General features: G+C 75.5%; 18 protein-coding genes. 4 read left to right on the plus strand and 14 right to left on the minus strand.

Annotated features, from left to right (window positions below):
- The first annotated feature begins 102 nt into the window (after positions 1 to 102).
- The 3 genes from ABD345_RS06425 to ABD345_RS06435 all read left to right on the plus strand — a co-directional run bounded on the left by ABD345_RS06425 (position 103) and on the right by ABD345_RS06435 (position 2,478).
- Positions 103 to 459 carry a hypothetical protein gene (locus ABD345_RS06425; protein WP_344550814.1) on the plus strand — a complete coding sequence of 119 codons (357 nt, stop codon included), beginning with the start codon at positions 103 to 105 and terminating at the stop codon, positions 457 to 459.
- 204 nt (positions 460 to 663) lie between these two features.
- Positions 664 to 1,143 (plus strand): hypothetical protein, encoded by a 480-nt coding sequence (locus tag ABD345_RS06430; RefSeq protein WP_344550815.1) that lies wholly within the window; start codon positions 664 to 666, stop codon positions 1,141 to 1,143.
- A 72-nt stretch (positions 1,144 to 1,215) separates the two neighbouring features.
- Complete coding sequence (locus ABD345_RS06435; RefSeq protein ID WP_344550816.1) at positions 1,216 to 2,478, plus strand: multidrug effflux MFS transporter; 1,263 nt, start codon at positions 1,216 to 1,218, stop codon at positions 2,476 to 2,478.
- Between the two features lie 28 nt (positions 2,479 to 2,506).
- Here the strand turns inward: ABD345_RS06435 and ABD345_RS06440 are convergent, their stop codons facing one another.
- The 14 genes from ABD345_RS06440 to ABD345_RS06505 form a co-directional block, all read right to left on the minus strand.
- Positions 2,507 to 3,412, minus strand: coding sequence for a hypothetical protein (locus ABD345_RS06440; protein WP_344550817.1), 906 nt, complete (start codon positions 3,410 to 3,412; stop codon positions 2,507 to 2,509).
- Positions 3,413 to 3,751: 339 nt separating this feature from the next.
- Complete coding sequence (locus ABD345_RS06445) at positions 3,752 to 5,797, minus strand: glycosyl hydrolase family 18 protein (RefSeq protein WP_344550819.1); 2,046 nt, start codon at positions 5,795 to 5,797, stop codon at positions 3,752 to 3,754.
- 325 nt (positions 5,798 to 6,122) lie between these two features.
- Positions 6,123 to 7,061 carry an ABC transporter substrate-binding protein gene (locus ABD345_RS06450; RefSeq protein ID WP_344550820.1) on the minus strand — a complete coding sequence of 313 codons (939 nt, stop codon included), beginning with the start codon at positions 7,059 to 7,061 and terminating at the stop codon, positions 6,123 to 6,125.
- Positions 7,058 to 7,822, minus strand: a complete 765-nt coding sequence (locus ABD345_RS06455; protein ID WP_344550821.1) for an ABC transporter permease — start codon at positions 7,820 to 7,822, stop codon at positions 7,058 to 7,060. Before ABD345_RS06455 ends, ABD345_RS06450 begins: the two co-directional genes overlap by 4 nt.
- Entirely contained in the window at positions 7,819 to 8,481 is a 663-nt protein-coding gene (locus ABD345_RS06460) for an ABC transporter permease (protein WP_344550822.1), read from the minus strand. The genes ABD345_RS06455 and ABD345_RS06460 overlap by 4 nt, the downstream gene beginning before the upstream one ends.
- A complete protein-coding gene (locus ABD345_RS06465; RefSeq protein ID WP_344550823.1) occupies positions 8,468 to 9,583 on the minus strand; it encodes an ABC transporter ATP-binding protein in 1,116 nt (371 codons plus the stop codon). Before ABD345_RS06465 ends, ABD345_RS06460 begins: the two co-directional genes overlap by 14 nt.
- Positions 9,584 to 9,776: 193 nt before the next feature.
- On the minus strand, positions 9,777 to 10,169 hold the full coding sequence (locus ABD345_RS06470; protein ID WP_344550955.1) for a rhodanese-like domain-containing protein: 393 nt from the start codon (positions 10,167 to 10,169) through the stop codon (positions 9,777 to 9,779).
- Positions 10,169 to 10,681 carry a cysteine dioxygenase gene (locus tag ABD345_RS06475; RefSeq protein WP_344550824.1) on the minus strand — a complete coding sequence of 171 codons (513 nt, stop codon included), beginning with the start codon at positions 10,679 to 10,681 and terminating at the stop codon, positions 10,169 to 10,171. The genes ABD345_RS06470 and ABD345_RS06475 overlap by 1 nt, the downstream gene beginning before the upstream one ends.
- Before the next feature lie 434 nt (positions 10,682 to 11,115).
- On the minus strand, positions 11,116 to 11,337 hold the full coding sequence (locus tag ABD345_RS06480; RefSeq protein ID WP_344550825.1) for a hypothetical protein: 222 nt from the start codon (positions 11,335 to 11,337) through the stop codon (positions 11,116 to 11,118).
- Positions 11,334 to 11,717 carry a hypothetical protein gene (locus ABD345_RS06485; RefSeq protein WP_344550826.1) on the minus strand — a complete coding sequence of 128 codons (384 nt, stop codon included), beginning with the start codon at positions 11,715 to 11,717 and terminating at the stop codon, positions 11,334 to 11,336. The genes ABD345_RS06480 and ABD345_RS06485 overlap by 4 nt, the downstream gene beginning before the upstream one ends.
- Positions 11,718 to 11,907: 190 nt before the next feature.
- Positions 11,908 to 12,948 (minus strand): hypothetical protein, encoded by a 1,041-nt coding sequence (locus ABD345_RS06490; RefSeq protein ID WP_344550827.1) that lies wholly within the window; start codon positions 12,946 to 12,948, stop codon positions 11,908 to 11,910.
- Between the two features lie 28 nt (positions 12,949 to 12,976).
- Entirely contained in the window at positions 12,977 to 14,434 is a 1,458-nt protein-coding gene (locus ABD345_RS06495) for a sensor histidine kinase (protein ID WP_344550828.1), read from the minus strand.
- On the minus strand, positions 14,431 to 15,159 hold the full coding sequence (locus ABD345_RS06500) for a response regulator transcription factor (protein WP_425556774.1): 729 nt from the start codon (positions 15,157 to 15,159) through the stop codon (positions 14,431 to 14,433). The genes ABD345_RS06495 and ABD345_RS06500 overlap by 4 nt, the downstream gene beginning before the upstream one ends.
- A gap of 115 nt (positions 15,160 to 15,274) precedes the next feature.
- Positions 15,275 to 15,922, minus strand: coding sequence for a TetR/AcrR family transcriptional regulator (locus ABD345_RS06505; RefSeq protein ID WP_344550830.1), 648 nt, complete (start codon positions 15,920 to 15,922; stop codon positions 15,275 to 15,277).
- Between the two features lie 126 nt (positions 15,923 to 16,048).
- On the opposite strand from ABD345_RS06505, the gene ABD345_RS06510 reads away from it, so the two are divergent.
- Entirely contained in the window at positions 16,049 to 17,299 is a 1,251-nt protein-coding gene (locus ABD345_RS06510; RefSeq protein ID WP_344550831.1) for an MFS transporter, read from the plus strand.
- The last annotated feature ends 23 nt before the right edge of the window (positions 17,300 to 17,322 follow it).

Here is a 17,322-nt window from a genome sequence, read left to right on the forward strand (position 1 = left end):
TGTCGACCGGACAAGCCCATTGTGCCGAACTTCCCACCAGGAGAAGGCCGCTGACGGAAAATCGCTGGTCACGGCGGTGCCCGGGCGGCCAGGATGGGCGGCATGACGACGCAGCAGACCGCAACGACCACCCTGTGGCGGCCCACCGGGCCCGAGGAGCTGGCGCTGGTCGAGGCGTCCGGCTGGCGGGCCTGGCCGCCCCGGCTGCCCGAGCAGCCGATCTTCTACCCGGTGCTCAACGAGGACTACGCGATCCGGATCGCCCGGGACTGGAACGTGCCCGCCTCCGGGGTCGGGTACGTCACCCGCTTCGAGGTGGGGACGGAGTTCCTGCGGCGCTACCCGGTGCGCCGGGCCGGCGGCGAGACCATCCTCGAACTGTGGGTGCCCGCCGAGGAGTTGGCGGAGTTCAACCGGCACCTGGTGGGGGAGATCCAGGTGGTGCGCGAGTACCGCTGAGCCCGCCCCGCCCCGGGAGCCCGGTCCCCCCGGGGCGGGAGCCGGGTCCGCCGCGGGGTGGGGGACGGGTCCGCCGGAAGTCGGGGGCCCGGGGGCCGGGTCCGACTTCCGGAGGACGGCGGTCGGTACCTGGTGCGCATGGATCCCGGCGGCGGGGGCGGCCACGATGGAGGGGACGGGACACGCGGGAGAGGGGCGAGGGCGATGAAGGGCGGACGGGCGGCGGTGGTGGTGCTGGGCGCAGCAGCCGCGGCGATGCTGCTGGTGATGGTGGCACCCGCGGCGGTGCAGCGGATGCAGGACCGGATGGACCACACCGCCCGCTACCCCAGCGGGGCCGCCGCCAAGGCCGACCGCGGCGGGCAGGCGCCGGGCTGGCTGCCCGACTCCGCCACCGGGGTGGCCCTGCTGGGCTCCGACCGGCAGGGCGACCGGCTGATCCGCGCCACCCTGCCGGAGCGCGCCCTGCCCGCCGCCTGCACCGCCGGCGGCCCGCTCGGCAGCGTCCGCCTGCGGGCGCCCTGGTTCCCGGCCGACACCCCGCAGCGGGCCACCGCGCACTGCGGCCTGTACGACGTCGCGCTGGTCGGCGACCAGCTCTACGGCTGGCAGGACGCCGCCGTGGTCGCCGCCGACCGCGGCGCCGGCCGCGCCGCCGACCGCAGCGCCGGCCCGGTGGACTGAGCGTCCGGCTTTCCCGCGGGCGGGCGGATGGGATAGGACGGTGCGCGTACCCCGCCACCCGTGAGGAGCCCCATGCCAGGCCCGACCGTCGGACCCGACGGCGACCAGACCGCCCCCCTCCGGCCGCCGGGGGTGGCCGCGGACACCCCGCAGGGCGCCCCCTTCGCCGCCGCCACCGTGATCACCCTGGGCTGCCTCGTCGCGCTCGGACCGTTCACCACCGACCTGTATCTGCCCGCACTGCCCGACCTGACCGCCGACCTGCACTCCACCGCACCCGCCGCCCAGCTCACCCTGACCGGCTCGCTGCTCGGCATGGTGATCGGCCAGCTGCTGTTCGGCCCGCTCAGCGACCGCCTCGGCCGCCGCCGCCCGATGCTGGCCGGCCTCGCCGGGTACACCGCGGCCAGCCTGCTGTGCGCGTTCGCCGACTCGATGCCGGTGCTGGTCGCCGGGCGGGTGGCGCAGGGCGCCGCGGGCTCGGCCGCGCTGGTGATCGCCCGGGCGGTGGTCCGGGACCGGCTGGAGGGCGTCGCGATGATCCGGTTCCTGGCCACCATGGGCCTGATCTCCGGCCTCGCCCCGATCGTCGCCCCGCTGGCCGGCGCCCAACTGCTGCACGTCACCGACTGGCGCGGCACCTTCGTCGCGCTGGCCCTGCTCGGCGCGGCGCTCACCGTGGCCTGCGCGTTCGGCGTCCGCGAGACGCTGCCGCCCGGACGGCGGCACGGCGGCGGCCTCGGCACCACCGTCCGGGCGATCGGCGGGCTGCTGCGCGACCGGGTCTTCCTCGGCTACCTGCTGACCGGCACCTTCGCCTTCGGCGCGCTGTTCGCGTACGTCGGCGGCTCCTCGGTGGTGCTGCAGGAGGTCTACCGGATCACCCCGCAGACCTACAGCCTGGTGTTCGCGGTCAACTCGATCGCGCTGCTCGCCGTCACCCAGCTCAACGGCCGCTTCCTGGTGCAGCGCCACTCCGAGCGGACGCTGCTGCTGTGCGGCCTGGGGGCCGCCGCGTTGGCCGGGGCCGCCGTGGTGCTGTGCACCACCGTGTGGGACCCCGGGCTGGCCGGGGTGTGGCCCGCGCTGACGCTGCTGATGGGCGCGATGGGCGTCATCCTGCCCAACGCCAACGGCCGGGCGCTGACCATGGCCCCGCACGCCGCCGGGTCCGCGTCCGCGCTGCTGGGCACCGGCACCTACCTGTGCGGCGCGGTGGTCGCCCCGCTCAGCAGCCTGGGCGGGCGTCCGTCCGCGACGGCGCTCGGCGCGGTCGTGCTGGGCTGCGCGCTGCTGGCGCTGGGCAGCTACCTGCCGCTGTGCCGGGAGCGCTGAGCGGGTCCGGGGGCCCGGCGTCCGGCGGTCAGTGCCTGCTGCCGCGGGCCAGCAGCTGGGCCCGGGCGGTGGCCGCGAAGCCCGGGCCGGCGGCGGTGGCGGTCGCGTCGGCGGTGGTGCCGCCCGGCTTCTGGGTGCCGGAGACGGTCAGGTAGACGTACCGGCCCACCGAGGCGTGGGTGTTGGCGCAGCCGGTGCTGGTGCAGTACGAGGTGTGCCCGCTGGGCACCAGGCCCTGCACCTGGCCCTTGAAGCCGGCCATCACCGCGTCCGCCTGGGCCTTGGTGTCCAGCACCGCGATGCCGATGGTGACGGCGCTGTCGCCCGAGGTGTAGGTCACCCGGATCATCGACCGGCAGCCCTGGGCGGCGAGCACGTCGCCCAGGCCGCCGGTGGTGGCCTTGTAGCAGGTGTCGGTCTGGGCGTCGGTCAGCCTGGTCCAGGTCTTGCCGCCGACCTGCATCGTCGCGGCGGGCAGCACCCCGGCCGGGGTGAGCGGGGCGGTGTCGGTGGCCGCCGAGGAGATCACCGTCAGCGGGTCGGGCGGGGCCGCCGGGGCGGTGGGGGAGGCGCTCGCGGTGGGCGACTTGCTCGGGCCCCTGCTCGCGCTGCGGGAGGGCGAGGCGGACGCCGACGCGGAGGCCGAGGGCGAGGGCGGGGCGGAGTCGGACGGCGAGCCGCTGGGCGACCCGGTCGGGGACGGGTCGCCGCCGCTGTCGGGCTGCTGCGGCGGGGCGGAGGTGGCCTCGACCAGGACGGTCGGATCGGCCTTGGGCTTGCCGGCGGAGGAGGCGGTGGCCGCGACGGCGGTGATCCCGCCGACCGCGACGACGGCGGCCAGGACGCCGCCCGCGGCCTTCATCCTTCTGCGCCGGGAGAGTTCGCGCTGGTGCTGGTCGGCGAGCGCGGCCCAGTCCGGTTCGTCGAACTGCACCTGCGCCTGCGCCTGCGCCTGCGCCTGCCCCGGCGCCCGTCCCGGCGCCTGCGCCTGCCCCGGCGCCCGTCCCGGCGTCCGGTCCTGCCCCGGCGCCCGTCCCGGCGTCCGGTCCTGCCCCGGCGCCCGTCCCGGCGTCCGGTCCTGCCCCGGCGCCCGTCCCGGCAGACCAGACTGCCCGGGCGCCGACGGCTCGCCCTGGTTCGTTCCCCACCCGTTGGTCATGGACGATGATCCTAGAACACCGGTTCGGACGGGCCGGGCCCGGACGGTGGCGGCGTGCCACCGTCCGGGCCCGGAACGGGAGTTGCTCGGGTCGACGACCCGTCACGCGGTCGGTCAGGCGATGGAGAAGTCGTCGCCGTAGACCGCGCCCTGGCCGTACCAGCCGTGCAGGTAGACCGTGACGGTGCCGCTGGCGCCGGTGGTGAACGGGACGGTCACCTTGCTCCAGGAGGAGCCGTTCGCCCAGGAGGAGGCGGTGGCGCCGCCGCTGACCCCGACGTACGAGTACGGGCCCTGGACCCAGGCGGTCAGGGTGTACGCGTGGTTCGGGGCCAGGGTGACGACCTGGTCGCACTCACCGGTGGTGCCGGCGGTCGGGGTGGCCTGCAGGGCCTTGGAGCCGCCGTGCACCGGGGTGGAGACGACCGCGCCGCCGCTCTGGCAGGTCCACGGGGCGAGGTTGCCGCTCTCCAGGTCGCCGTTGGTGAGGCCGCCGGTCGGGGTGGTGCCGTTGACGGTCAGCGCGTAGGTGGCGGTGTGGGTCTTGCCCGCGCCGGTGCCGGTGACGGTCAGGGTGTAGGTGCCCGGGGCCGCCGAGGCGGTGGTGGACACGTTCAGGGTGGCGGAGCCGCCCGCGGTGACGCTGGAGGCGCTCAGCGAGGCGGTGACGCCCGCCGGGGCGCCGGAGACGGTCAGGTTGACGGTCGCGGCGGTGCCGGAGGTGACCGCGGTGTTCACGGTGCTGGAGGCGGCGGAACCGGCCTGGACCGAGCCCGAGGCGGGCGCCAGGGCGACCGAGAAGTCGGAGGCGGTGGTGCCGCCGGTGACGGTCAGGGTGTAGGTCGCCGAGTGGGTGCCGCTCGCGCCGGTGCCGGTCACGGTCAGCGGGTAGCTGCCGTTGGCGACGCCCGAGGTGGTGGACACGTTCAGGGTGGCGGAGCCGCCCGCGGTGACGGTGGAGGCGCTCAGCGAGGCGGTGACGCCCGCCGGGGCGCCGGTCACCGACAGGTTGACGCTCTGGGCCGAGCCCGAGGTCACCGCGGTGTTGACCGTCGCGGAGGTGGCGGCGCCGGCCGCGACCGAGCCGGAGGCCGGGCTCAGCGACACCGAGAAGTCGTTCGCCGGCACCGAGGAGCTGGTGAACTTCGAGAAGATGTGGCTGAAGTCCCAGGTGCCCTGCGCGATGCCGGAGCACTCGTCGTGGCCGCCCTGGCCCGGGCAGCCGCCGTTGTCACGCTGCAGCGCCCAGAAGGACAGGGTGTTGATGCCCTTGGAGACGGCCCAGTTGTAGACCGTGGTGGCGTTCGCGACGGTGAAGGTCTCGGCGGCACCGAAGTCGTCGATGCCGACCATCTCGGTGATGCCGATCATGTTCCACAGCTGGGCGGCGGTCTTCGTCGGGTACAGCTTCGCCAGCTGGTTGTACAGGCCCTGCGCGGAGGTCTGGGTGTCCGCGGCCATGTCGTGCGACTGGTTGTCGTAGTAGTCGAACGTCATCATGTTGACGACGTCGATCCGCGCGTTGTTGGTGACCGCGTTCTTCAGCACCGCCAGGCCGCTGGAGGCCAGGCCGCTGGTGGTGGTCGGCAGGGTGTAGCTGAACTGGATGCTGCGGCCGTTGGCCGCCGCCCAGTCCTCGACGATCTTGATCGCCTTGTTGCGGCGGTCGATGCCGGCCGTGTTGGTCAGCGAGTTGTCCTCGATGTCCAGGTCGATCCGGGAGACGTCGTAGGTGGTGATGACGTTCTCGAACTGCGCGGCGATCTGGTTGACGTCCGTGCAGGAGTCGGCGATCTCGGTGCCCGTGTTGTCCGCGGTGTAGCCGCCGAAGGACGGGATCACGTCGCCGCCGTTGGCGCGGATGGTCGCGATGTCGGCGCCGAAGACCGAGTTCGACACCGGCATCGAGGTGTCGCCGTTCCACAGCGCGGTGCAGGAGCCCTTGGTGGCGGCCTGCAGGAACGCCATGGTGAGGTGCTTGGCACCGGACTGGGCGGCCAGGGTGGCCGGGCTCTCGCCGGTCCACGCCTCGAAGTACGGGGCGAAGACGTGCTGCGGCAGCGGGGTGGCGGCCTGCGCGGGGGCGGAGATCAGCCCCAGCGAGGCGGCCGCCATCGCGCCCGTGGCGAGCAGCGCTTGGAGTGGTCGGTGAAGGCGCATCGAGTCTCCATCAGGCATGGAAGGGTGGCCCGCGTGCCGGTGTTCGGGCACGGGGCAGGGGTCGGCCTGGTACAGGGAGTGCCGGGGTGGTGCGGGGCAATGCCTCGCCCCGGCCGGTGGTCACACCCCCACGATGCGTCCCGGTCGGGAAGTACAGCGGACTCATGGTTGGTCTGGACCACTGCGTCTGTCAAGACTCTTTACAGTTCCCCGGCAAGGCCCCGGGAGAGCTTTGCCAACCCTTGGGAATAAGGCCCCTGACGTGCCGTCGGCCCCGCCCCGAGTGCTCGGGACGGGGCCGGTGGACGGTGCGCGGCGGCGGGGATCAGCCCAGGTTCGCGCTCTTCAGCCAGCTCTTGGCGACCGCCGACGGGTCCTCCTTGTCCACCGCCACGCGCTTCATCAACGCGGTCAGCCCGGCCGTGTCGAGCTTCGCCGAGACCGCGTTCAGCGCGGCCGTCCCGGTGGCGTCCAGGCCGGCGGTGTTCACCAGCGGGGTGACGTTCTGCGAACTGAACAGGTTCTTCGGGTCGTCCAGCGACACCAGCTTCAACTGGACGATCTTCGGGTCGGTGGTGAACACGTTGCCGACCTGGATCCCGCCGTCCTTCAGCGCGTTCGCGGTGGTGTCACCGGTCGGCTTCCACTCCTTGAAGGTCAGCCCGTAGACGTCCTTGAACTGCTGCTCGCGCCGGGACTTGAACTCCGGCGGACCACCCACCACCAGGTCCTGCGCCTTGCCCGCCAGGTCGGCTATCGACTTCACGCCCAGCTTGTCGGCGGTCTCCTGGGTGACCGTCAGCGAGTCCTTGTCCTCCGCCGCCGCCGAGTCCAGCACCGCCAGCCCGGCCGGCAGCTTCGCCTTCAGCTCGGCGTTCACCGCGTCCTTGCCGGTGGCCGTGGACTTGGCGTCCAGGTAGCCCAGCAGCGCGCCGTTGTACTCCGGCAGCACCGTCAGCGCGCCGGACTGCAGCTGCCCGTACAGCACCTCGCGGCTGCCGATGTTGAACTTCTCCTCCACCTTCACGCCCTTGGCCTGCAGGGCCTGCGAGTAGATCGAGGCCAGCAGCACGTTCTCCGGGAAGTTCGCCGAGCCGACCACCACGGTCTTCCCGGACGCGGCACCCGCCCCGGAGGAGGAGGCGGACGGCGCCGGGGCGGGCGACTTCGCGGCCAGCGGGTCGCTGCCGCCGGAGGAGGAGCAGGCCGCCGCACCCGCCAGCAGGGCGACGGCGAGGGCGATACGGACCGGACGGGGCGTCATGGGGTTTCCTTCACGAGTGCGGGAGAGTCGGCGGGATCGGTCTTCACGGGTGCGGGGTCGGTCGGGGCGCCGCCGGTGCGGCGGCTCCGGGTGCGGGGTCCGGGTCGCGCGCCGGGCGGCGCGGCGAGCCGGATCAGCAGGGCGAACAGCAGCTGGACCGCCACCGCCAGCAGCACCACCAGCAGGGCGCCGCCGACCGTGGTCGGGTAGTTCCGGGTGGCCAACCCGTCGATCACGTACCGGCCGAGGCCGCCGAGGCCGACGTACGCGGCCACCGTGGCGGTCGCGATCACCTGCACCGAGGCCGTCCGCACCCCCGCCAGCAGGGTCGGCGCGGCGGCCGGCACGCACACCCGCAGCAGCGTCTGCGGGTGGGTCAGGCCGATGCCGCGGGCCGCGTCCCGGACGTCCGGGTCGGTGCCGCGCACCCCCTCGGCGGCGGCCACCAGCATCGGCGGCGCGGCCAGCGCGGTCAGCGGCAGCAGCACCGCCGCGTCACCGACGCCCGCCAGCAGCACCGCCAGCGTCACCAGGCCCAGCGTGGGCAGCGCGCGGGCGACACCCGCCAGCGCCGTCACCACGAACAGGCCGCGCCCCGAGTAGCCGATCAGCAGCCCCAGCGGCAGCGCCACCAGCGCGGCCAGGCCCAGCGCCTCGGCGGAGAACGCCAGGTGCTCCAGCACCCGGTGGACGACCGAGTCCGGGCCCGAGCGGTGCGCCGGATCGGCGAAGAAGTCGTGCAGCCAGCCCAGCCAGTTCACCGCGCCACCCCCCGGGCCCACGGCGCCAGCACCCGGCGGGCCGCCACCAGCAGCAGGTCGGTGGCCAGCGCCAGCAGCGCCACCAGGACGATCCCGGCCAGGATCGGGGTCGGGAAGGTCCGCTGGAAGCCGTCCACGAACAGGTAGCCCAGGCCGCCCCGGCCGACCAGCGCGCCCACCGCCGCCAGCGAGATCGAGGACACCGCGGCGACCCGCAGCCCGCCGATCAGGTACGGGACGGACGCCGGGAGTTCGACCGCCGCCAGTCGTCGCCACGGCCCGTAGCCCAGCGCGGTGGCCGCCTGCCGCACCGGCTCCGGCACCGCCCGCAGCCCGTCCACCGTGGTCGGCAGCAGCACCGCCAGCGCGTAGCAGGTCAGCGGCACCATCACGGTCTCCCGGGTGGCCAGCCCGGTGTACGGGATCAGCACCACGAACACCGCCAGCGACGGCAGCGCGTACACCACGTTGAACACCGCCGCGAGCGGCTGGTAGAGGCGCGGGAAGCGCGCGCAGGCCAGGCCCAGCGGCACCGCCAGCAGCAGGGCCAGCAGCACCGGGACCAGCGCGATCACCGCGTGGTCGGCCGTCAGGTCGCCCAGGTAGCCGAGGTGGTCGCCGAGCCAGCGCCAGCGGACCAGCGGCTCACCGTCCAGCATGCGGCACCTGCCCGGGTATCGGGTCGGCGGTGGCGGTGGCGGTGGCGGTGGCGGTGGCGGTGGCGGGGTCGGCGGTGCTCGGGGTGGGGTCGGCGGCCAGCGCCTCGACCACGGCGGTGCGGCTCGCGGTGCCGACCGCCCGGCCAGTGGCGTCCACCGCGACGGCGCGGCCGGACGGGGCCAGCAGCGCGGCGTCCAGGGCGGAGCGCAGCGAGTCCCGGGCCGGGGCGAACACCGGGGCCGGGTGGCGTTCGGTGCCGCGCGCCCAGTGCTCCGGGCGGCCGTCCGGGTCGAGCACCAACCGCCATTCCTCGTACGAGGGCCGCAGGTCGTCGAGGGGGACGGTGGCGGCCGGGCGCAGGCCCAGTCCGCGCAGCCCCCGGTCGCGGCCCAGGAAGGCGGCCACGCCGGCGTCCGCCGGAGCGGTCAACAGGGTGCGCGGATCGGCGAGTTGGGCGATCTCCCCGTGCTCGCGGAGCACCACCACCCGGTCGCCGAGCCGGACCGCCTCCTCGATGTCGTGCGTCACGAACAGCACCGTCTTGCCCAACTCGCCCTGGATGCGCAGCAGTTCCTCCTGGAGCCCGGCGCGCACCAGCGGGTCGACCGCGCTGAACGGCTCGTCCATCAGCAGCACCGGCGGATCCGCCGCCAACGCCCTCGCCACGCCCACCCGTTGCTGCTGGCCGCCGGAGAGCTGTGCCGGGTAGCGGCGGGCGGTCTCCGGCGGCAGGCCGACCAGCTCCAGCAGTTCGGCGGCCCGGGCCCGGGCCCGCTTGCGGTCCCAGCCGAGCAGCCGGGGCACCGTCGCCACGTTGTCGATCACCCGGCGGTGCGGGAACAGCCCCGCCTGCTGGATCACGTACCCGATGCCGCGCCGCAGCCCCGCCGCGGGCAGCGAGGCCACGTCCGCCCCGTCCAGCAGCACCCGCCCGGCGGTGGGCACCACCATCCGGTTGACCATCCGCAGGATGGTGGTCTTGCCGCAGCCCGACGGCCCCACCAGCACGGTGGTCCGGCCGGCCGGCACCTCCAGGTCCAGGCCGCGGACGGCGACCGTGCCGTCGGGGTGGCGCTTGGCGGCGCCCTCGAATCTGATCACGGAAGGGTCCTCGGAGGGTCGGCCGTCGGGTGGTCGTCAGGTCAGTGGTTCGGCTGGTGCGGGCAGTTCGGGTGGTGCGAGCGGTGCGAGTGGTGCGGGCGGTTCAGGCGGTGAGCGTGCTGCGGGCGGGGCGGGAGGTCGGCGCGGGGCGGGAGGTCATGACCCGTCGCTTGTCCGGCTTCCCGTGCCGCTCTCACCGCAAACCTTGATCCACCGGGCTGGTGGGCAGTCCGGCCGCCGCCCAGGCCACGAAGCCGCCGTCCAGGTCGGTCGCCCGGTGCAGCCCCAACTCCCGCAGCGAGGCCGCCGCCAGCGAGGACGCGTACCCCTCCGAGCAGACCACGATCCAGCGCACGCCGTGGTCCACCGCCTCCGGGATCCGGTGGCTCCCGGTCGGGTCCAGCCGCCACTCCAGCACGTTCCGCTCGATCACCAGCGCCCCCGGGATCTCCCCCTCGCGGGCCCGCTGCGCCGCCGGGCGGATGTCCACCAGGCTTGCCCCGTCCGCGAGTTCGGCCCAGGCCCGGGCCGGGTCCGGCCGGTCGAGGCCCGTCCGGGCCTTCGCCAGCAACTGGTCCACCGTCATCACCACTGCTCCGGTCCTTCCGTGGAGGTCTGCACCAGGCCGCCGGCCCGCAGTTCGTAGTGCGACATCTCACTCAGCGGCGGCGAGTACGCGTGCAGCGTCACCGCCGGGCCCTGCGCCGTGTTGCGGACGTCGTGCAGGTACTGCGGGCCGAACGCCCGCTCGCTGCCCGCCGGCAGCCGGCGCACCGTCAGCCCGTGCTCCGGCCCGGCCAGCGCCAGCTCCTCCAGCTCGCCCAGCGCCACCGTGAACGCCCCGCGCGAACCGCCGTGGTCGTGGAAGCCGGTGGACTGCCCCGGCAGCCAGCTGATCAGCCACACCTCGTAGTCCTCCGCCAGCTCCAGCCGCTCGTACCAGCGCTCCTCCGCGGACAGCCGCACCCGGTGCAGCCAGCGTTCGGGCCGTTCGGCCAGGTCGCGGACGATCCGGCGCAGCGCGTTCGGGGACAGCGGGGGGCGGGCGGTGCGGTCGGCGGGTGCGGTGGCGGGCGTGGTGGCGAGGTCGATGCTCATGGGGTCCTCCGGGGTGTGCCGGGGCGGCGGCCGTCGCCGGGAACGCGTGCGGGGGCACGGTACGGCGGGGCGCGCGGACGGCAGGACGAGGGGGCGGCAGGGCGAGGGGCGGTGACTGGCCGGGCGGGGCGCGCGGAGACCTGGGTCAACTCACAGGGCGCGCACGGAGGTTACGCGGAGAGCGTCAACAGCAGGCACACATGTCGCTCGCCTGGCGTCGCAGATCGACGTGCAGGCGGCAGACCAGGAAGGTGCCGGGGTTCATGTGGCAGATGCTTCACGACCCGGCGGCGGCCCGTCAAGTTCCGCCACGCCGAGGGTCGCATCGTGGACGCCCGCGTCTCGGTCTGCGGACGGCCGGCGGACGGCCGACGGCCCGCGCTCCGGGGAGAACGCGGGCCGTCGGGGTCCCGAGGGGTGTGCCGTTCCGGCGGTCAGTTGTCCTGGTCGGCGTTCTCGTCGGCCTGGGCGGCGGCGCTGTCCGCGGCGTCCACCTTCTGCCGCATCTGCTGGACCTGCGCGTCGTCGGCGCCGCCCCCGGACGGGCCGGAGGAGGCCGGGCCGGAGGAGGTCGGGCCGCAGGCCGTCAGCAGGGCGGCGCAGGCCAGCGCGAGGGCCGCGAGGGCCGCCCGGCCGGTGGCGGGCCGACGGGTCACTTCCCGGCCGCCGGGGCGTTCTTCGCGCACCAGTCGGCCACCGCCGCCAGGTCCGCCTTGCGGGTCTGCAGGGTCGGCAGCAGGCCGCGGCGGAAGGTCAGCCGGTCGTTCAGGTACTTCTCGATCTCGGCGTGCCCCGCCCGGTGGGCGTCGTCCACCCGCTGCTGCAGCCGGGTCACCGAACCGTTGACGGTGGCGTCGCCGTTCAGCCGCTCCAGCGCCTTGTCGATCCGCTGCTGGGTCTTCGGCAGCCGCTTGCAGACCGCCTTCGCCCCGTCCCCCTTCGGCGCCCCGCCCGCTGCCTGCGCGGGCCCCGCAGCCAGGAACGCGCCCGCCAGCGCCAGCACTCCGACGGCGGCCGCCGCCCGGTTGATGCGCATGGGTCTCCCCTTCCACTCCGAATCCCGGCCGGTTCCCCCGGCCGGGCCCGACAGTAGGGAGCCTTCTTGTGGAAACCCTGTGGAACGGCGGCCGGACGCGCGTTCGGCGGCGGCGGTGCGGGCACGGAGTCTCGGACGGTCAGGCGCCCGCCGCGTTCCGGAACGCCGGGTAGCCGGGCAGCGGATCCGCCTACCAGCGGGCGGCGACCTCGCGCAGCAGCCCCTCGAAGGCCGCGGCGAGGGCCGGACGGCCGGTCAGCCGGGCCGCCGCCTCCCAGCGGTGGCGCAGCAGTTGGTGCCGGGTCGGGACGGGGCGGCGGGTCGGGTGCATCGGCCCGTCCTCCGCGGCGCGGGGCAGCAGGAGCACGGTGGCGTTGACCGTCCAGACGGCGACGGCGTCCCGCATCCCGGCGGCCCAGCACGCGTCGTCGGCGAGCTCCGGGTGGATCAGGACGGCCTTGGCCCGGTACACGTCCTCGGTCTGCCGGGCCACGTCGGGCGGCAGCTCGAAGACGCACCAGCAGGACGAGAACGGCATCCGGCAGTACGCGGCGGTGAGGAAGACCGACTGGAAGCAGGCCGCCTCGAAGTCCAGCAGCCGCAGGCCGTCCGGGGTGAGCAGGTTGTTGTCCGGGCAGGTGTCGCCGGGCGTGAACGCCGGGTACGCCGCCCCGCCCGCGGCGCCGCCCGCGGCCAGCTCCGCGGCCAGCCCGGCGGGGACGGGCACTCCGGCCGCGGCGAGCACCTCGGGGAAGCGGGCGGCGTTCTCCGCGATCCACGGCCGCTCCGCCCAGGTCGGCATCCCGGTGTCGAACTTCCGCGACAGCGCGGCGAGTTCCTCCTCCCTCCCGACCGATCCGGCCGCCAGTCGGCCCAGCCCGCGGGCCCAGGCCAGCAGGCCCGCCCGGGCGGCCCGCGGGTCCTCGCCGAGCAGCAGGTCGGCGAGGGTGGGCGCGGGGCCCAGGTCCTCCAGCACCAGCAGCGGCAACTCCGGGTCGACCGCGAGCAGTCGGGGGCCGGCGAGCCCGAGGGTGAGCCCGGCGGCCTCGGCGGTGAAGGCGCGCAGCGCGTCCGGCCCGCCGGTGTACGCCTTGACCACGACCGACCGCCCGTCTCCGGTGCGGCAGCGCAGCACGGTGGTGCGGCGGCTGCCACCGAGGTCGACGGGCTCGGACAGGCCGGTGCCCAGCAGCCGGGCGGCGGACGCGAGGACCTGCTTCGTTCGTTCCATCCGGGCATCCTGCCACCCGACCGGTGGGTCAGCGGTGCTCTCGTTCGCTCAACCAGTACCGGGGGGAGGGGAGTTGTGCGGCCGGGGGGTCGGCGGGAAGCAGCAGCGGCAGGCGGACCTCGAAGCGGCCGCCCGGGCCGTCCGGGCGGTCGGTGGCCATGGCCGTGCCCCGGTGCAGGGCGGCCTGCTGGGCGACCAGGGTCAGGCCGAGGCCGGAGCCGGGGCTGTCCGGGCGGCGGTGGAAGCGGTGGAAGACGGCGGCGCGTTCGGCGGGCGGGACGCCGGGGCCGGTGTCGTCCACGGTCAACCGGACGGTGCCGTTCCCGACGTGCAGGCGGACGTCCACCTCGGCGGGGCGGTCCGTGGTCCGGCCGTGCACGGCGGCGTTGCCCAGCAGGTTGGCGAGCAGGATGCGCAGGCCCGCGTCCCAGCCGAACACCCGCGCCTCGGAGGGGAGTTCGGTGCGGTAGACGGTGTCCGGGTGGCGGCGGGCGGCCTCCGCGACGGCCGCGTCCAGCAGCTCCGCGAGGTCGACCGGGCCGAACGCGGAGAGCTCCACCAGATCGCCCCGGGCCAGCGCGGACAGCGCGCTCAGCAGGTCCAGCATCCGGGCGTGGTCCTGCTGCGACTCGGCCAGCACCTCGGCCCGCTCCGCCGCCGGCAGGTCCGGGTGCGCGGCCAGCACGTCCAGGTTGGTGCGCAGGCTCATCAGTGGGGTGCGCAGCTCGTGCGAGGCCGCCGACGAGAACGACCGCGCGGTGTCCAGGGCCTGCGCCGTGCGGGCCGCCTGCTCGTCGTAGCGCGACAGCAACAGGGCGATCGCGGCCGAGAGTTCGTCCACCTCGGCGGTGCCCGTCCGGGCGTGCGCGAACGCCGCGTGCCCGGCCCGCGGGTCCAACCCGGCCGCCCGGCGGCCCAGTCGGCGCAGCGGCCGGGTGGCCCGCTCGGCGAGCCCGAAGGCGATCAGCCCCGAGAGCGGCGCCGCGACCAGCGCCACCAGCAGCACCCGCCGCCGCACCGCCCGCAACTCCTCGGCCGGCTCCCCGGCCGGAGCCAGCACCCACAGCGTCCCGCCGGCGCCCCCGCCGTCCACCCGTACCGTCAACACCCGCCAGGAGAAGCCATTTTGACGGACCGTCACCGCCTTTCCGCCCGGCGCGCCCGGGAGCAGCAGCGGATCGTCCGGCTGCGAGCCCGCCGAGAGCAGCACCGTGCCGTCGGCGGCGGCCAGCCGGACGCCCGCGTCCAGGGCCGCGTCCATCAGCTTGCGCTGCTGGTTCTGCTCGACCTTCGGACGGCCCCGGCTGTCCGCCGCGAGCAGCGCCCGGGCGTTCGGCAGCACGGCGGCCGCCCGGGCGTTCAACTGCGCGTCCTGGCGGCGGTGCAGGTCCGCGCCGACCAGCGGCAGCAGCAACAGCCCGGCCACCGCCACCAGCAGCGGCACCAGCACCGCCGCCCCGATCGCGATCCTGGTCGACAGCTTCACCGGCCCGCCCCGCCCTCGTCCGGGACCCGCACACCCTCGTCCGGGACCCGCAGCACGAACCCCACCCCGCGCACCGTGTGCACCGTCCGGGGGCGGCCGCCGGCCTCCAACTTCCGGCGCAGGTACGAGACGAAGGTGTCCACGGCATCGCTGCGCACCTCGAAGCCGTAGCCCCACACCCGGTCCAGCAGCACCTCCCGGGACAGTACGATCCCGGCGTTCCGGGCCAGTTGAGCGAGCAGCTCGAACTCGCGCCTGGTCAACCGGAGTTCGTCCTCCGCCCAGAACGCCTGCCGGGTCTCCGGGTGGATCCGCAGCGGGCCGACCCGGATCGGGTCCGCGGGCTGCGGCGGCCGGCGGCGCAGCAGCGCGTGCAGCCGCAGCACCAACTCCTCCAGGGCGAACGGCTTCACCAGGTAGTCGTCCGCGCCCGCCTGCAAGCCGGCCACCCGGTCGGCCAGTTCGTCCAGTGCGGAGAGCATCAGCACCGGCGTGTCGTCCCCCCGGGCCCGCAGCGTCCGGCACACCTCCGTCCCCGACGAGCCCGGCATCCCGACGTCCAGCACCAGCACGTCCGGCGGCTCCTCGGCGAGCGCCGCCAGCGCGAGCGCGCCGTCCGCCGCGACCGCGACCCGGAACCCGCTCAGCCGCAACCCCCGCTCCAGGCTCCGCCGGATCCCCGCGTCGTCGTCCACCACCAGCACCCGCCCGGCCCCGCCGCCCACCTGCCGCACCTCCGCCCGAACCGCCCCCGTGGGGGCCACGACTCTCGCACAGGGGGATGCGCCGCGGCCGGGCGGGGGTTCAGGCGGCGGGGCCGGGCGGGGGTTCCGGCGGTGGTCAGGTGGTGGGGGCGCAGGTGCCGGTGTGGTGGTGCAGGAGGTCGTCGACGAGGCGGTGGACGTCGGCGGGTTCGATCGGGCCGAGGTTGAGGATGACCCGGAAGTAGAGCGGGGCCAGCAGGTGGTCCACGCCCTGGCGGAGGGTGGGGGCCGGTTCGCCGCGCTCCGCGGCCCTGGCCAGGATCGTGGCCAGTTGCCGTTCGCGGGCGGCCATCCGCGGGGTCGAGCCGGAGTCGGCGCAGGCGAGTTGGCCGACGGCGTGCCGGACCAGGGCCAGGGTCTCCGGGGTGGTGACGGAGGCCCGGCTCCGCTCGGCCCACTGGAGCAGGTCGGTGCGGAGGTCGCCGGTGTCCGGCGGCGGGTCCTCCGGGGCGAGCCGGGTGGCGGTGACGTCGGCCAGCAGGCCGTTGAGGTCGCCCCAGCGCCGGTACACGGAGGTGGGGTTGACGCCCGCCCGGGCGGCGACGGCCGGGATCGACACCTGGTCCGCGCCGCCCTCGGCGATCAGTTCGGTGACGGCCCGGTGCACGGCGGCGCACACCCGCGCGCTGCGCCCGCCGGTGCGGCGGACGGGCTCGGCCGGGGGCGGCCCCGGGGTGGGAGCCGGGGCGGGAGCCGGGGGCGGCTCCGGTGGCTGGCTGTTCACTCTCCCATGCTAAGGCAAAGTGATTCGCTTTAACTCCGAACAGTCGCCTAGTATCCGTTAAAGCCAACCCTTTCGCCTTAAGGGGTCACGCTTCCGGTCCCCGACCGGCCTGCCACCGAGGTGTCCATGCCGAACTCCCGCGGGCTGTCCCGCACCCCGGCCTTCTGGCTGGTCGCAGCGGCCCTACTGCTGCTGACCTTCGCCGCCGCCGCGCCCTCCCCCCTCTACGTCGTCTACCAGGCCGCCTGGGGCTTCTCCTCCGGCACCCTCACGGTGATCTTCGCCGTCTACGCGGTGTTCCTGCTGCTCGCCCTGACCACCGTCGGCAGCCTCTCCGACTTCCTGGGCCGCAAGCCGCTGCTCTACGGTTCGCTGCTGCTGGAGGCGGGGGCGATGCTGCTGTTCACCAACGCGGACGGGGTCGGCCCGCTGCTGGCGGCCCGGGCCGTCCAGGGCTTCGCCACCGGGGCCGCGACCGGGGCCCTCTCGGCCACCCTGGTCGACCTGCAGCCGGAGCGCTCCCCGGGCCTCGGCGCCCTCGTCAACGGCGCGGCCTCCACCCTCGGTCTGGCCCTCGGCGCCTTCGGCTCGGGGCTGCTGGTGCAGTACGGCCCGGCCCCGCGGGTCCTGGTCTTCGCGCTCCTCGCCGCCGGGTTCCTGCTCGCCGTCGCCGCCCTGGCGCTGATCCCCGAGACCGCCGGGCGCCGCCCGGGCGCCCTCGCCTCCCTGGTGCCGCGGGCCCGCGTCCCGCGGCAGGCCCGCCGCGCCTTCGCGGTCGGCACGCCGGCCCTGGTCGCGGTCTGGTCGCTCGGCGGCCTCTACCTCTCGCTCGGCCCCTCGCTCGCCGCCGGGGTCCTGCACCTGCACAACCACCTGGTCGGCGGCCTGGTCGTCAGCACCATGACCGCGGCCGGAACGCTCGGCTCGCTCCTGCTGCGCGGCCGCCCCGCCCGGACGACGCTCCGGTTCGGCTCGACCGCGCTGGCCCTCGGCGTGGTCGGCACCCTGGCGGCCCTCGACCGCGGCAGCGCGCCGCTGTTCTTCGCGATGACCGCGCTGGCCGGGCTCGGCTTCGGCGCGACCTTCCTCGGCGTGCTCTCCGGCATCGCCCCGCTGGCCGCCCCCGCGGAGCGCGCCGAACTGTTCGCGGCCGTGTACGTCCTCAGCTACCTGGCCTTCAGCGCCCCCGCGGTGGCCGCCGGGTTCGCCGTCCCGCACCTCGGCCTGCTGACCACCGCCACCGGCTACGGCGCCGCCGTGGCCCTGCTCGCCCTGGCCGCCTTCGGCACCACCTTCGCCCGCCCCCGCCCCGCCGCCCGGCCGAACCCGGTGGAGCCGGCCTGCCCGGTGGAGGCCGGCGGGGCGGTGCGGTCCTGACCGGGGCCACGGCTCGCCGCGCC

Origin of the sequence: Kitasatospora saccharophila, from assembly GCF_039529925.1 — a bacterium.
Taxonomy (GTDB): Bacteria; Actinomycetota; Actinomycetes; order Streptomycetales; family Streptomycetaceae; genus Kitasatospora; species Kitasatospora saccharophila.

Excerpts from the sequence above, each read along its gene's own strand:
- ABD345_RS06450 (WP_344550820.1), bottom strand. The coding sequence starts at position 7,061 with ATGACGCCCCGTCCGGTCCGTATCGCCCTCGCCGTCGCCCTGCTGGCG.
- ABD345_RS06445 (WP_344550819.1), bottom strand. The coding sequence starts at position 5,797 with ATGCGCCTTCACCGACCACTCCAAGCGCTGCTCGCCACGGGCGCGATG.
- ABD345_RS06430 (WP_344550815.1), top strand. The coding sequence starts at position 664 with ATGAAGGGCGGACGGGCGGCGGTGGTGGTGCTGGGCGCAGCAGCCGCG.
- ABD345_RS06425 (WP_344550814.1), top strand. The coding sequence starts at position 103 with ATGACGACGCAGCAGACCGCAACGACCACCCTGTGGCGGCCCACCGGG.
- ABD345_RS06475 (WP_344550824.1), bottom strand. The coding sequence starts at position 10,681 with ATGAGCATCGACCTCGCCACCACGCCCGCCACCGCACCCGCCGACCGC.
- ABD345_RS06485 (WP_344550826.1), bottom strand. The coding sequence starts at position 11,717 with ATGCGCATCAACCGGGCGGCGGCCGCCGTCGGAGTGCTGGCGCTGGCG.
- ABD345_RS06510 (WP_344550831.1), top strand. The coding sequence starts at position 16,049 with ATGCCGAACTCCCGCGGGCTGTCCCGCACCCCGGCCTTCTGGCTGGTC.
- ABD345_RS06435 (WP_344550816.1), top strand. The coding sequence starts at position 1,216 with ATGCCAGGCCCGACCGTCGGACCCGACGGCGACCAGACCGCCCCCCTC.
- ABD345_RS06490 (WP_344550827.1), bottom strand. The coding sequence starts at position 12,948 with ATGGAACGAACGAAGCAGGTCCTCGCGTCCGCCGCCCGGCTGCTGGGC.
- ABD345_RS06470 (WP_344550955.1), bottom strand. The coding sequence starts at position 10,169 with ATGACGGTGGACCAGTTGCTGGCGAAGGCCCGGACGGGCCTCGACCGG.
- ABD345_RS06460 (WP_344550822.1), bottom strand. The coding sequence starts at position 8,481 with ATGCTGGACGGTGAGCCGCTGGTCCGCTGGCGCTGGCTCGGCGACCAC.